The 15193-nt window shown below is 31.5% G+C and carries 14 protein-coding genes; 11 read left to right on the top strand and 3 right to left on the bottom strand.

Annotated elements, in window-relative coordinates; all coding sequences use genetic code 11:
* Position 1 precedes the first annotated feature (1 nt).
* From ACUV9F_RS00305 to ACUV9F_RS00340, 8 genes are all read left to right on the top strand, one after another.
* Entirely contained in the window at positions 2–787 is a 786-nt protein-coding gene (locus tag ACUV9F_RS00305; protein WP_446183701.1) for a two-component system regulatory protein YycI, read from the top strand.
* Positions 788–798: 11 nt separating this feature from the next.
* On the top strand, positions 799–1599 hold the full coding sequence (locus ACUV9F_RS00310; protein WP_446183702.1) for an MBL fold metallo-hydrolase: 801 nt from the start codon (positions 799–801) through the stop codon (positions 1597–1599).
* 77 nt (positions 1600–1676) lie between these two features.
* On the top strand, positions 1677–2885 hold the full coding sequence (locus ACUV9F_RS00315; protein ID WP_446183703.1) for a S1C family serine protease: 1209 nt from the start codon (positions 1677–1679) through the stop codon (positions 2883–2885).
* 162 nt (positions 2886–3047) lie between these two features.
* On the top strand, positions 3048–3776 hold the full coding sequence (locus tag ACUV9F_RS00320) for a WxL domain-containing protein (RefSeq protein ID WP_446183704.1): 729 nt from the start codon (positions 3048–3050) through the stop codon (positions 3774–3776).
* Between the two features lie 18 nt (positions 3777–3794).
* Complete coding sequence (locus ACUV9F_RS00325) at positions 3795–5657, top strand: pectate lyase-like adhesive domain-containing protein (RefSeq protein WP_446183705.1); 1863 nt, start codon at positions 3795–3797, stop codon at positions 5655–5657.
* Between the two features lie 425 nt (positions 5658–6082).
* Entirely contained in the window at positions 6083–6562 is a 480-nt protein-coding gene (gene rlmH, locus ACUV9F_RS00330; protein ID WP_446183706.1) for a 23S rRNA (pseudouridine(1915)-N(3))-methyltransferase RlmH, read from the top strand.
* A complete protein-coding gene (locus ACUV9F_RS00335; protein WP_446183707.1) occupies positions 6562–6972 on the top strand; it encodes a peptide deformylase in 411 nt (136 codons plus the stop codon). The genes rlmH and ACUV9F_RS00335 overlap by 1 nt, the downstream gene beginning before the upstream one ends.
* Before the next feature lie 18 nt (positions 6973–6990).
* Positions 6991–7326 carry a hypothetical protein gene (locus tag ACUV9F_RS00340; protein WP_446183708.1) on the top strand — a complete coding sequence of 112 codons (336 nt, stop codon included), beginning with the start codon at positions 6991–6993 and terminating at the stop codon, positions 7324–7326.
* A 32-nt stretch (positions 7327–7358) separates the two neighbouring features.
* On the opposite strand, the gene nagE is transcribed toward ACUV9F_RS00340, so the two are convergent.
* Positions 7359–9338 carry an N-acetylglucosamine-specific PTS transporter subunit IIBC gene (nagE, locus tag ACUV9F_RS00345; protein WP_446183709.1) on the bottom strand — a complete coding sequence of 660 codons (1980 nt, stop codon included), beginning with the start codon at positions 9336–9338 and terminating at the stop codon, positions 7359–7361.
* Between the two features lie 189 nt (positions 9339–9527).
* Between nagE and ACUV9F_RS00350 the strand changes: the two genes are divergently transcribed.
* The 3 genes from ACUV9F_RS00350 (at position 9528) to ade (ending at position 13739) form a co-directional block, all read left to right on the top strand.
* On the top strand, positions 9528–10472 hold the full coding sequence (locus ACUV9F_RS00350; protein WP_446183710.1) for a Dyp-type peroxidase: 945 nt from the start codon (positions 9528–9530) through the stop codon (positions 10470–10472).
* Between the two features lie 159 nt (positions 10473–10631).
* Entirely contained in the window at positions 10632–11990 is a 1359-nt protein-coding gene (locus ACUV9F_RS00355; protein WP_446183711.1) for an NCS2 family permease, read from the top strand.
* A 9-nt stretch (positions 11991–11999) separates the two neighbouring features.
* Positions 12000–13739: an adenine deaminase gene (gene ade, locus ACUV9F_RS00360; RefSeq protein WP_446183712.1), complete on the top strand. Its 1740-nt coding sequence runs from the start codon at positions 12000–12002 to the stop codon at positions 13737–13739.
* 25 nt (positions 13740–13764) lie between these two features.
* Here the strand turns inward: ade and ACUV9F_RS00365 are convergent, their stop codons facing one another.
* Entirely contained in the window at positions 13765–14694 is a 930-nt protein-coding gene (locus ACUV9F_RS00365) for a nucleoside hydrolase (protein WP_446183713.1), read from the bottom strand.
* A 2-nt stretch (positions 14695–14696) separates the two neighbouring features.
* A complete protein-coding gene (locus ACUV9F_RS00370; protein ID WP_446183714.1) occupies positions 14697–15131 on the bottom strand; it encodes a MarR family winged helix-turn-helix transcriptional regulator in 435 nt (144 codons plus the stop codon).
* Positions 15132–15193 lie beyond the last annotated feature (62 nt).

Raw genomic sequence — 15193 nt, forward strand, 5'->3', positions numbered from 1 at the left:
TATGGATTTTAGACGAATAGAAATGATTTTTCTTGTTGTTTTTGTTGCGCTAGATATTTTTTTATTTGCTTCTTATCATCAATCTCAAAATGTTGTTGTTAATAGTAATAAGTCAGATATAACGTCAATTGCACAAGAAATGAAAAGTGCAAACATTGTCAGTGGTAAGCTATCTAACAAAAAGCAAAAAGGATATTATCTTGCAGGAAGACCCAATACCAAGCTTATTGATAAATCAAATCAAATTAAAGCACAAGATGCAATTCAATCAGGTAATTCATTAGTAGTTCATTTAAAAGATACTATTTATATTGAAGATAAAGATGTAAAAAAAGTATTAGATAAGTATATAAGTAATCCTAATAATGTTTTGTTAGGAACATCTTACAAATATAATCCTTATTTATCTAATGATAAAAATTATGTTTATTCACAAATGACTTCTTATGGTGAAATATTTGATGATGATGCACAAGTTGAATTTACTAAAAAAAATAGTAGTATCTTAATGTATAAACAAACTAATATAAATAAAATTTCTGTTCTTCGTGAAGAGCAAGACGCTATTTCAGAAAAAGAAGCAGTTGAAAAACTATATACAGCTTCAGAAATACCAGATAATTCCAAAATAGTATGGACGAAGTATGCATATAAAAAACTGTTAACAGCAAAAGGAAATTCTATATATATTCCAGCTTGGTATGTTCAAATTAAAAATAAAAGTTCCGAAACAAAGACAATAAAAATTGTAAATGCGTTTAACGGAACAATAATGAAGAATCAATAAGAGGTCGTAAATTGAGTTCAGAATTTAAAGTTAGTGTTCTAGCAAGTAGTAGTCAAGGAAACTCAACATATATAGAAACGCCTGAAAGTAAAATTTTAGTGGATGCTGGATTATCTGGTAAAAAAATACAAGAGTCTTTAAAAAGTATTGGAAAAAATATAGAAGATATTGATTCTATATTAGTAACCCATGAGCACAGCGATCATATTCAAGGTGTTGGTGTTTTAGCAAGGAAATATGGAATACAAGTATATGCCAATCAAGGTACTTGGGAAGCTATGAATTCTAAAATTGGAAAAGTTGATAATGAAAATAAACATATTTTTGATATGGGTACTACATTATCCTTTAAAGATTTGGATGTTGAAAGCTTTGGAGTGTCTCATGATGCAGCACAACCGCAATTTTATCAATTTCACTATGATAATAAGAGTTTTGCAATCTTGACAGATACAGGTTATGTATCTCAAAGAGTAAAAGGAATTATTTCAAAAGCAGATGCATATTTAATGGAATGTAATCATGATATTGATATGCTAAGAAATGGAAGATATGCATGGCCTTTAAAACAAAGAATATTAGGCGATAAGGGACATTTGTCTAATTTAGATGGAGCTAATACCTTAATGGATATCATGGGAGATAATACTAAACAAATATTTTTAGGTCATTTAAGTCCTGAGAATAATTTGAAAGATTTGGCACATAAAACTGTTGCCGAAGATATGATGCAACACGATTTTGGTGTAGAACACGATTTTCATATTAGTGACACAGACCCTAAAATTGCACAGCCTTTGTATAATATATAAAAATATCAAAAGTTATTCATAAATTATTCAAATAATAATTTTACAATAATCTCAATTTATTTATGGAGATGTTAAATATGGAAAAAAATAATTCATTATGGAAAATAATTATAGTAGCTTTAGTTTCTGCAGTAATTGGTGGTGTCGTATCTGGCGTAGTAGTAAGTAAAATGAATGCAAATTCAACTGATGATAGTACTGCAAAAAGTGGAACTACAAAAGTTAGTAATGTAAATGTTAAATCTAATACACAAATGGGTTCGGCATTTAAAAAAGTATCTGGAGCTGTTGTATCAGTTATTAACTACCAAAAACCGACAAAAAATTCAAATGACTTATTAGACTCATTATTTGGTAACTCTGAGCAAAATAGCTCAAGTAATTCACTCGAAAAATATGGTGAAGGTTCTGGGGTGATATATTCTAAAAAAGACGGTAAGGGATATATTGTAACAAACAATCACGTTGTATCTGGGGCCGATAAGTTAGAAGTGATATTTAAGGATGGCTCAAAAGTAACAGGTAAATTAATAGGTACCGATAAAGTTACCGATTTAGCAGTAATCCAAATCGATGGTTCCAAAGTTCCTGCAACTGCAAGTTTTGGAAACTCAAGTAATATTTCTGAAGGAGATCCTGTTATAGCCATTGGCTCTCCACTTGGAAGTGACTATGCTACTTCTGTAACAGAAGGAATTATTTCTTCTAAGAGTAGAACCGTAGCGACTCAAGATGCAACTACAGGACAGGATATTGGACAAGCTAATGTTATTCAAACCGATGCTGCTATTAATCAAGGTAATTCAGGTGGACCACTAGTAAATGCTTCAGGACAAATTATTGGAATAAACTCAATGAAACTTGCCTCAAGTGGAGATGGTACAGCTGTTGAAGGTATGGGATTTGCCATTCCAAGTAATGAAGTAGTAAAAATTATCAATGTTTTAGTAAATGATGGAAAAGTAAAACGCCCATCACTTGGTATTAAAGCTATTGATTTAGATCAAGTTTCAAGCGCAGATCAGTCTGCAACATTAAAGCTACCATCTTCAGTAACAAAAGGAGTATTAGTTGCTTCAGTTTCAAAAGGAACATCAGCAAATGCTGCTGGTATTGAAAAATATGATGTAATTACAGAAATAGATGGTAAAAAAGTAGATGGAATTGCAACTTTACATACAGAAATATATGCACATTCAATTGGAGATTCTGTCAAAGTTAAATATTATCGTGATGGAAAAGTTAAAGAAACTGACGTTAAGTTACAAGCGACAACCCAAAATTAAATATACATTCTTAGATGCTAGACATTTGTCTAGCATCTTTTTTATTATAAATATAATTATGATGTTATTTCTTGCATAACATTTTTCTACTTGATAAGATTAAGAAAATAGTATAGAGGGTGAACAAAACTCTTACTAATAAAAATGAAAAGAGGTGTAATTATGAATAAGAAAATTCATTCACTGGCAATACTAACAGGGTTAACATTACTTGGAACAAACACAGCAGTATTAGCTGCTCCAGTAGGGAATTTGGATACTAATGTAACTGCGAGTTTTACAGAAGATAAAACGCCTGCTGTTCCACTAGACCCAACAGATCCTACAAAACCAGTAAAACCAGAAAGACCAGGAACTACAGGTCCATTATCTTTAGATGCTGTACCAACAGGGATAGATTTTGGGACAAATGAATTAAAAGCTGGCCAAAATCTTACTCTTCTAGCAAAACCGATGAAAGTTACTCATCAAGATGACACTCAAAAAGAAGTACCACATTATGTACAAGTTACTGATAAACGTGGTGGTAGATTAGGTTGGAAACTAACAGTTAGACAAACTGCGCAACTAAAAAGTACTGGAGGAGTTGATCTAACAGGTGCTGTAATGAGTTTGAATAAACAAACAATCTCATCACCATCTACAGAAGTGGCACCAACAGGATTTACTGGCAAATTAGATTTAACTCCGGGAAGTGATGTTACTGTAATGACAGCCGCAGCTGGTCAAGGGTATCTAACTTGGATACAAAAATATGGATCATTAATCGATGATGGATCAGGAAAAGCCAATGTAAATGATGGAGTGCAATTAATGGTACCATCTGGTGCAGCACAAGCAACAAAATATACAGGATCGCTAGTTTGGACATTAAATGATACACCAGCATAAAAAATAGGAGGTAAAGTTATGAAAAAACAATTATTAATAGCATTTAGTATTGTTTTGACTTTCTTTATCTTCTTTTTTGTTTCTGCTGTTTATGCAAATTCAATTGAAGAAGTTGCAGGAAAAGAAAATATAACTGAAGAAAAAATAGAGCCTAAAATAGAAAAAAATATTGAAAAAATTGACAGTGATAATACTAAGGTAAACGAAAAAGTAGCTCCTGAGAAAATAAAATCTGACAAACAAGCCCAAACTATTGCAACTGTAGATACATATGAAAAATTTGTAGCTGCTATGAATAATAAAGATGTAACAGAAATTGAGATTACTGCTGATATTAATGGTATGGGAACAAGTACTACTAAGATAGCCGCAATAGGACGAGACTTGTCCATCAACGCTAACAATCATAAGTTGAATATAGGCAGTCAATATATTCCTTTAACATATAATGATTTGGCTACTAGTCATACATTCAAACTTAGTAATGCTAATATTTCAAATAACAAAAATGGTGAAGGATTTGTTGTTGTAGGCACTGTAGCCCAAGGAAGATGGAATCTTGAATTTAGTGGAATTACAGCTGAAAAAAACTCAGTTAATAGAGTTGCTCAAGCACATAAATGTGAAGTGAAAATGAGTGGGAATAATGATATTTCAACAGCTTATGAAAATTTTGAGTTAGGATCGTTTATTCTTACTAAAAATTCTACTTATTTAGGAGATAATTATGGAACTGATTGGGCAATTTTAGATTATACAACTGCTAGCTTAATAACAGATACAGGATTTAAACGTCAATTCACTATGGAAGATGGTGCTACTGCCAATTTCAAAACATCATATGCAACTAGTGGTCAATCAGGATGGCCAACAGTATGGGGATTTTATAAGGTAGTTAACTTAGGAGTCAATGCTAATCTGAAAGTAAAATGGGGACATGACATTTTTAGAGCAAATGGAGATACGGCAGCATCAATAGGCGAATACCCATTGGGTTTAACAATTAATCTGAAATCAGGATCTGTAATGGATTTAGATAATGTTGACGATCATGACTTGCCAGCAATAAATATTGACTTGGGAGTAAACTCAATAAATATGGAACCGGGTGCAACATTAAAAGCAGTGTCAGATGGAATTTATGGAGCGTTAGCTTTTGATGGTGGGACGGCTAGTACTTTTTATGCTAATCAACCTAAGTTAGTTGACTTAAAAAATCGAAGAACTAATTACAAGGCGTTAACCACAACAATAGGAGCATTGACCGATTTTACAATTGAAAATACAGATGTTTCATATTGGAGTAGTGACATTGATAATGATGCCAATCCCACTGGAAGTTTTACAGGAGTGAAAAAAATAAGTAGTAAGATTGTAAATAAATGGAGTAGTGAACCTCCAGAAGTTGCGACAGCTTTGAATGCAGCTAAAGTACAAAGATTTGCTACAAAATATGTAGAAAGTGGAACTTTGTCAATAAGTGAATTTCCAACAAATATAAGTTTTGGTTCAAACCTAACAGTTCCAACAAAATTGACTAATTATCCGATACAATCAATTACAGGTGCCTTAAAAGTTACCGATACAAGGGCAAACAAAGGCAACTGGGAGCTAAGTGTAAGTATGCTTCAAGATTTAAAAGGAAAAAATACAGGATATATTATGAAAGATATGTTGAAGTATAAGTCATCATTAGGTGATCAAACACTCAATAGTGCACCAATAATTGTGGAAAAGAATAAGAATACTGAGAATGATTATACGGTATCTAACAATTGGGGAAATAATGCTGGGTTATATTTACAAGTACCTGCTGGAGGTGTAAGAGCTGATGACTATAGTACCCAAATACGTTGGGATATAAGGGATGTACCACAATAAAGAATCTGTGAATCGTTACTGTTTCACAGATTTTTTTTGTTATTTTTTTGTCAAGTTGTGAAAAAAAGAAATAGATGATTAGGTTTTTCTGTGGAAAACTCTGTGAATACTGTGAATTAAACAAATTATTTATTGAAAAGTTATGCACAACAAAAATTGGTCTGTGCAAAAGTGCTGATTCCACAAACAAAACATGTGTTCTAAACGTTGATATAAAGGGGACTAGACTTGTTCCACAAACATGTGAAAATTAATTAGTTAAATGTGGATAAAAAAGTGGTCTATTTTTAAAAAATATTTTTTGATAGAATATTTAGTGGTTATAAAAAAATGAAGTACAATATATAGAAATAGAAATTATTAGATTGTGGAAAACTTGATAGTTTTTGACAATGGTTGTGTATTATTTGTGGAAAAGAGAAAATATGAATATAAAAATAGTAGGTGTTGGAAAGCTTAAAGAAAAATATTTAAAACAAGGAATTGCTGAGTATACTAAAAGACTATCGGCATTTGGAAAATTTGAAATAGTAGAGGTGCCCGATGAAAAAGCGCCGGAAACATTAAGCCAAATAGAAATGGAAAAGATTAAGCAGGTAGAGGGAAGACGTATTTTAGAAAAGATTAAAGATAAAGAATATGTTTTTTTATTGGCTATTAAGGGTAAAGAGCTTAGTTCAGAAGAATTAGCAAAAAAAGTTGCTGATTTAACCACTTATGGAAAAAGTGATATTACATTTATTATTGGTGGTTCTTTAGGAACAAGTGAAGAAGTATCAAATCGTGCGGATTTTTCTATTTCATTTGGGAGATTTACACTACCTCATCAATTAATGAGATTAGTGTTAACTGAACAAATATATCGAGCTTTTATGATAGAAGCAGGAAGGACATATCACAAATAATGATTAGACCTATTAATAAAGATACAATCATTTTAAAAAAGAAGTCAAAACAGGCGACGATTAATGACTTGACTATTGGTAATGACTTGTTAGATACTCTTAAAGCAAATAGTGAGATTTGTGTTGGGATGGCTGCTAATATGATTGCTATAAATAAAAGAATCATTGTAGTGCAAATGGGTATACTCCAAGTAGTTATGTATAATCCAAAGATCATATCTAAAAATAAACCTTTTCAAACAGAAGAAGGCTGTTTATCATTATCAGGTCAAAGACCAACTACAAGATATGAGAATATTGAATTAAGCTATTATGATAATAAATTTAAGCATCATAAGCAAAATTTTGACGGTTTTGTAGCTCAAATAATTCAACACGAAATAGACCACTGTGATGGAATATTGATATAAGGAAAATAGGTAAATAAAATGGGAAAAGTTGTATATATATGGCAATCAGAACCAAGTGAATTCACTGAGTTTTTACCTTCAGGAATTTATCAAACACGTCCAATACCCTATATTAAAAAAGTGAATGCAGCATTAAAGCAAAAGGGAATCAATGAAGAAATAGAGTTAGATAATACAAAGAATAATATAGAAGAGCTGATATCTAGAAATTACAGTCACTATATATTTGCTCCAGGATTATGGCACCCGCAATTAAAAGAGGCGCTAGAAAAAAATAATTTAAAATATTTAGAACTATTGTCAGTTGACTTATATGATTCTTCATTTTCTAAAATTATAGATTTTTTAAAATAAAAAAACCGTAGTCTTAAGACTACGGTTTTTATTTATTTAATAGTTGCTTTAACAGCTAGAGTACCTAATTTTGCATCAGTATCTGTTGCTGAGAATTTCATATATGAAACTTCAGACATATTTGTAACGATTACCATCATTGCTGTATCTTTTTTGGCTTTTTTAATCTTATCTAGATCAACATTAGCAACAACGTCACCATGTTTTACTTTTTGACCTGCCTCAACAGCTATGTCAAAAGGTTCTCCATTTAATTCGACCGTATCAATTCCCATATGTAATAACACTTCTAGGCCATTTTCAGTCTTAAATCCAACTGCATGTTTCGTTGGAAAAACAGTAACAACTTCACCATCAACAGGTGCAACGATTTTACCATTTGTAGGAATAACCGCATATCCATCACCTAACATTTTTTGTGAGAATGTTGCGTCATTTACAGACTCAATATCAACTAATTTACCATCAGCAACTGTGTAAAATTCATCTGTTTGACCAGAATGTGGATTAACAGTTTTTTCTTCTGCTGGAGCATCATTTTTAACATTTGTTGCTACAGAAGATATTGGAGCTTTTTCTTTAAATAGTTTTTTCAATGCATCAGCAACAAATTCAACTTCCGTACCAATGATAATTTGTAAGTTAGTCTTACTGATTTTACTTACACCAGCAGCACCTGAAGATTTAATTGCAGGTTCGTTAATTTTATCAGTATCTTTCATTGTTAATCTAAGACGTGTTGTACAGTTATCAACAATGTCAATATTATCGTATCCACCAATAGCAGCATAGATTTTTTTAGCTTGAGCAGTATATTTATCGTCACTGCTATCAGTATCAACTGTAACTTCTTGATCACCTTCACTTGTTTCTTCGCGACCAGGAGTCATTAAGTTGAATTTTTTAATTGCAAAGTTAAATCCAAAGTAATAAATAACTGCCATAACAAGACCTTGAATAATTAACATATAAGGCTTGTTAGCAAGAGGTAAGTTGAAACTTAAAATATAATCAACTAACCCAGCTGAGAAAGAAAAACCAGCTGTCCAATGCATAAAGGCGGCAAATGCTAAAGATAAACCTGTAAATAGTGCGTGTAATACATATAAAGGCCAAGCAACAAACATAAATGAGAACTCAAGAGGTTCAGTAACTCCAGTGAAAAATGAAGCAAAACCAGCAGCCATCATCAATGATGCAACTTCTTTTTTCTTTTCAGGACGAGCATTTTTATAAATTACAAATGCTCCAGCTGGTAAACCAAACATCATAACTGGGAAGAAACCGGCTTGGAACATTCCTGTAACACCTTTAACACCGTGACCTGACCAGAACTTAGCAATATCATTGATACCAGCAACATCAAACCAGAATACTGAATTCAAAGCTTGATGAAGACCAGTAGGAATCAAAAGACGGTTAAAGAATCCATAAATTCCGGCACCAATTGCACCTAAACCAACGATTGATTTACCAAATACAACTAAAGCATCATAAACAGGTGGCCAAATCAACATCATTAAACCAGAAAATACTAACATAACGACAGCTGTGATAATAGGAACAGATCTTTTACCACTAAAGAATGATAATGCCATTGGTAATTTAGTTTTATGGAACTTATTGTACATTGCAGCAGCAATTAAACCAGCAACAATACCAATAAGGACATTTCCGTCTATTGCACCAAAAGCAGGATTAACAGAAGTCTCTTTAATGCCCCAAAGACCTGCAATAGCAGTAGGTGCTAGTACTTTTGTAGGAACAAGATAAGCAACTAAACCAGCTAAAGCAGCAGCACCATTTTGATCTTCTGACATACCAAAAGATAATCCGACTGCAAATAAAATAGCTAAACTACCTAAAATGGCAGTTCCACCATTTTGTAAGTAAATTGAGAATGCCCAATTTTGAGGTAACATGTGACCAATACCTTGTAATAAGGCAGCGGCAGGTAGGACAGCTACTGGTAGCTGTAGGGATCTACCCATACGTTGTAAATAATCTTTCATAAATTTACTCCTTATAAATATAATATAATTAAAATTCCAACTATTAGTTAATCATATAACTAATGTATAATGCAAGCGTTTTATTGGTATAGACAGATTTTTTTAATATTTTTTAGAGAATGGCTTTTTTTAAAGTTAATTACGGGTTATAATTAGAATGATTCCAAGTTAGAATTGGGAGGAAAAATTATGACAAAAATGAATCCAGCTTTAGCACAAGATGTTTGGAAGGATATCGGTGAGCATGTTCAATTTACAGTATTAAAATTAAAGCGCGAAGACTTAAATAAAGAAAAAGAAGCAATATCTGAGTTTGCAGATAGATCTCAAGCAATAATTAGGTCATTAAAAATTAGAGATGCAGATGCAGGATTAAAAGTTGCAATTGGTTTTAGTAATAATGCGTGGGACTATTTATTTCCCAATGCTAAAAAACCAAAAGAGTTAGAAACATTTGAAGAAATAAGAAGTGATAAGTATGTAATGCCTTCAACACCAGGCGATATTTTCTTCCACATAAGAGCAAGTAATGAAGCAGTAGTTTATGAAGCTCAAACACAATTTATGAAATTCTTATCAGATATCACAGAAGTAGTTGATGAAACCAAGGGATTTAGATATTTTGAAGGTCGCGCAATAATAGGCTTTATTGATGGAACTGAGGCACCTGCCTTAGAAGATGCCGCTGATTATGCAATTATTGGTGATGAAGATCCTGACTTTATTAACGGATCATATGCTTTTGCACAAAAGTGGCGTCATAATATGAAATTCTGGGAAAACTTAAAAACTGAAGAGCAAGAAAAAGCAGTTGGTAGAGAAAAATTTTCTGATTTAGAGCTAGAAGATGAAGATAAGTATCATAATGCACATAATGTTAGTTCTAAACTTGAGATAGATGGAGTGGAACAAAAAATAGTTCGTATGAATGTGCCATATTCCGACCCTGCTTCAAGTAATACAGGAACATACTTTATGGGGTATGCAAGACATTGGACAGTTACAAAGATGATGTTACAACAAATGATGGATACAACTGATTTCTTGTTAACATTTTCTGACATACTATCGGGGCAATTATTCTTTATTCCATCTAGAACAATGTTAGAACAGATTGCTGATGGAGAAATATAGCATTAAAATAAGCCGAAAGGCTTATTTTTTTACATAAATTATAAAAAGCGAACAATAGAATAATTTGTAATGGTATTGTCTGTATTTTCACTTTAAAAATTAATAATTATAGTATATAATTGTTTTATTGTTAATGAATAAATATAAAAAGGTGGAAAAATGGAGAATATACAAAATGATTTTGATAAAACACGAACGAATTGGATAGAAAAGCAATTCAAAATAAGTAAAAAGGGTTCAACTGTTAAAACAGAAATTATTGCGGGAATTACGACATTTATTTCTATGTCATATATTTTATTTGTTAATCCTACAATATTAGGAGATGCAGGGTTAAATAAAGGAGCTGTGTTTGTAGCAACAGCTCTTGCAGGAATTGTTGGTTGTATAGCAATGGCATTCATAGCTAACTATCCAATTGCTGTTGCTCCAGGATTAGGAAGTAATGCTTTTTTTGCTTATTCAGTTGTTTTAGGAATGGGAATTCCTTGGCAAACTGCTTTATCTGGAGTTTTTGTGGCATCTTTAATATTTATGTTAGCGACTGTATTTAAGGTAAGAGAAGTAGTTATCAATGCAATACCTGCAAATTTAAAATCGGCGATGGCAGTTGGGATAGGATTGTTTATTGCTTTCACAGGTTTGAAACAAGGAGGAATAATTGTAAATAGTAATTCATCTTTGGTTACGATAACTAATTGGTCAAATCCTCACGTATGGTTAACAGTATTTGGTTTAATTCTAACAATGATATTATTATCAAGAAATGTAACTGGTGCATTATTCATTGGCATAGCAGGTACAGCAGTGATGGGAATGATAACTGGATTAATTTCTATGCCATCAAGTATTGTTTCAACGATACCGAGCTTAAAACCAACTTTTGGTGCAGCCATAATGAATTTACATTATATTAATTCTATTCAAATGGTTGTTGTTATATTGGTCTTTTTCTTAAGTGTATTCTTTGATACAACTGGTACAGTTATTGGTTTAGCTGAGCAAGCAGGATTTATAAAAAATAATAAAATACCTAAAGAAGTCGGTAAAGCACTATTTGCTGATTCAACTTCAATGATAGCAGGATCAATTTTTGGATCTACACCAACTGCTTGTTATGTAGAGTCTTCGACAGGTATTGCTGTTGGAGGTCGTACTGGATTTTCATCATTAATAATAGCGGTAATGTTTTTTCTTAGTTTGTTTTTTTCACCTTTATTATCAATAGTTACTTCTGAGGTTACTGCTCCTGTATTAATTATTGTAGGTTCTTTTATGATTAAAACTATATCCAAAATAAATTGGGATGAATTTGAAACTTCATTTCCTGCATTCTTGATTATTTTATGTATACCACTAACGTACAATATTTCTTATGGTTTAGCCTTTGGATTGATTTCTTATCCAATAACAATGATTGCTTCTGGCAAGGCAAAAAAAGTACATCCAATTATGTACGTGATTGCTTTGTTGTTCTTAGCATTATTGTATACAATGCATCAAATGCCAGCTAAATAGGGGATGTATATGAAAAAAGAAGAATTAAAAAACTTAATTAATAAAGCAAATAAAAAAGAATTAGCTGATATAGTTTTTCAAAATGTAAAAATAGTTGATGTTTATAATGGACAGATAATAGAATCAAGTTTAGCAATCTCTAATGGCAAAATTTTGGGTTTTGGCAATTATAAAGGTAAAAAAGTAATTGATGGACAAGGACAATTTATAGTTCCTGGACTAATAGATCCTCATATTCATATTGAATCTGCGAATGTGACACCAGAAGTATTTGGACAATTGGCAACGCCTCATGGAACAACTACAATCTTAGCTGATCCTCACGAAATTGTTAATGTAGCTGGTATGCGTGGATTGGATTATATGATTGAATCAGCAAAAAATACAATGCTAGATATTAAATATACGATGCCTTCTTGTGTGCCCGCAGCTAGTTCTAAATTGGAAACTTCTGGAGCTGTAATAACCGCAAAAGAAATAAAAGAATCATATGAAGAAAACATGACTTATGGTTTAGCAGAGTTTATGAATTATGATGGTGTAATTAATGCCGAGGATAACGTATTAGATGAATTATTGGTTTCAATAAATAATAATAAGCAGATTGATGGTCACTCCCCTTCCTTATTAGACGAAAATCTTAATGCGTATATAGCTGCAGGAATAAAAAATGATCATGAGTGTACACGAGTTGATGAAATGCTTCAAAGAATTTCAAGAGGGATGTATGTATATTTAAGATATGGAACAGTATCAAAGAATATGCCTGATTTACTAAAAGGTGTCACGTTGAGAAATTCAAGATTTTGTTGTTTTTGCGGAGATGATATACAATCTGTAACCTTAAAAGAAAATGGTCATTTAGATGAAAGTATTCGTGTTGCTGTAAAAGAAGGATTGGATTCCATAACGGCTATTCAAATGGCAACAATAAATACAGCACAATGTTGTGGACTTAAAGATCGTGGAGCAATAGCCCCAGGATTAAAAGCCGATTTCATATTAGTAGATAATTTGAAGGATTTTAATGTAAATAAAACCTATATAGATGGAATTTTAGTTGCACAAAAGGGAGAGTATTTATTAGAAGTAAAAAATGAAATGCATGGCTTTTCTGATTTATTAGAAACGGTACATCTAGATAAATTTAATTCTCAACAATTAAAAATGAATATTACAAGTGAAAAAGCTAATGTAATAGGACTAAAAGATACTAGTAGAACATTGCATTTAACTGAAGTAATAAAACATACAAAAGACAATGATTTTGATTATGAAGAGTCAAAAGATGTAATTAAAGCTGCAGTTATTGAGCGACATCATAAGACAGGAAATGTTGGCCTTGGATTATTAAAAGGATTCGGTATAAAAGATGGGGCAATAGCTACTAGTATTGGACATGATTCGCATAATATAGTTGTTGTTGGCACAAATAATAAAGATATGGAGTTTGCCGTTAATGAACTAATAAGAATACAAGGAGGAGCAGTAGCAGTTAAAAAAAGAAAGAAGTTAGCCGAAATATCTTTTAAATTGGGCGGATTAATAAGTGTAGAGTCAGTTAATGAATTAATAAAAAATCAGCGAAAATTTAATCAAATATGTCATGAAGAGTTATTTGTTAATAAAAAATTTGACCCTATAATGAAATTAGGAGCTTTACCATTAGATGTTATTCCTAAATTGAGATTAACTGATAAGGGAATAGTAGATGTAACTAGATTTAAAATAATAGAAATTAATGCATAAAAAATAAGCCGTCAGGCTTATTTTTTTAATTTAATTTATCAATAGATTGGTATAAGTAATCTCTAAAAGCAATTCTATCAACATCCATTAGAACATCAATTGAATTTTTTTGCTCAGACTGAAGTCTTTTATCGGCTAAAGACATTCCACGAAGATTAGATTCGGTGATTATATCAATGGAATATGTTTTTTTAGTAAAAAGTTCAGGCTTTAAAAAACTAGTGACAGCACAGATATCATGCATTGGGGATGTCTTTAATCCATTTTCTTTTTCTGCATTATGGTAAAAACTCATAAGAGAATAACACATTTGTCCAACACGTCCATGATTTTTGAAGTTATTAATATCTTCGCTACTAAAAAATGCTTTGTTTTCTGTCATATGTAGACCACTCATTGTAATGGAAACACCAGAATTAAAGACAATTTTGGCAGCGTCAGGATCTACAAAAAAATTAAATTCAGCAGCAGGTGTAATATTTCCTTGCTCTAAAGAACCTCCCATTATGTAAAGACGAGTGATTTTTTTGAGTACTTGTGGATATGTTTTGAATAAAAGTGCAATATTTGTTAATGGTGCGGTAGCAATTATTTCAACAGAATCTACGGAGTCGATTTTTGTTTTCATAAAATCTACTGCATTTGTACTTTTGAGAGGATATTGCTCATAAGTGTTTGGAAAATCGTATCCGTCCATTCCAGTTTCACCGTGTATTTCGCCAGCAGTAAATAAATCTTTAATTAACGGCTTGTCTTGTCCAGAAGCAATATCAATATTCTCATTAAAAAAAGTTAACAATTTTTTTAAATTGTTAGTAACATAATCAAGTGTTTGATTGCCTCCGACAGTAGTTATCCCTAAAATATTCAAGTTTTCTTGATTAGCAATTAACTCTGTAATGGCAACTGCATCGTCAATACCAGGATCACAATCCATTAATACGTTTCTAACCATTGTTATTTAGCCTCATTACTAATTTTTTCAGGTATTTTACGAAGGGATTTTATGAAACTTCTTCTTTCAAATGCCCCAAGACTATTTAAAATTTTTGAATCAGTATCTGATAAGAATTTTGAAATTTCTTTTTGAATATCTTTTCCAGATTTTTGTACTTCAATAATTTTTAGACGAGAGTCTCTAGAATATGTTGTTCTTTTTATAAGATTTTTTTCTTCCATATTTTTCAAAATATTTGTAGCAGTTGATCTACGAATGTTGAATTCTTTTTCTACATCTTTTTGAAAAACATGTTCATTTGCAGAATAATTATTTAAAAAATCTAGAATTTGTATCTGAGTTCCTGTTAACTTAAATTGTAAAGCAAATGTGTTGATATCACGTGAGATTTGGTTACTTAAGACTTTTATTAAATGTGAAATACTTTCTTCCAAAATATCATCCTCTTTCTATTGATTATTAGTATTATTTTAACGTAAAAAGAGGGTTGTTTGAA

The sequence above is a fragment of the Daquilactobacillus linshuiensis genome, assembly GCF_052828685.1.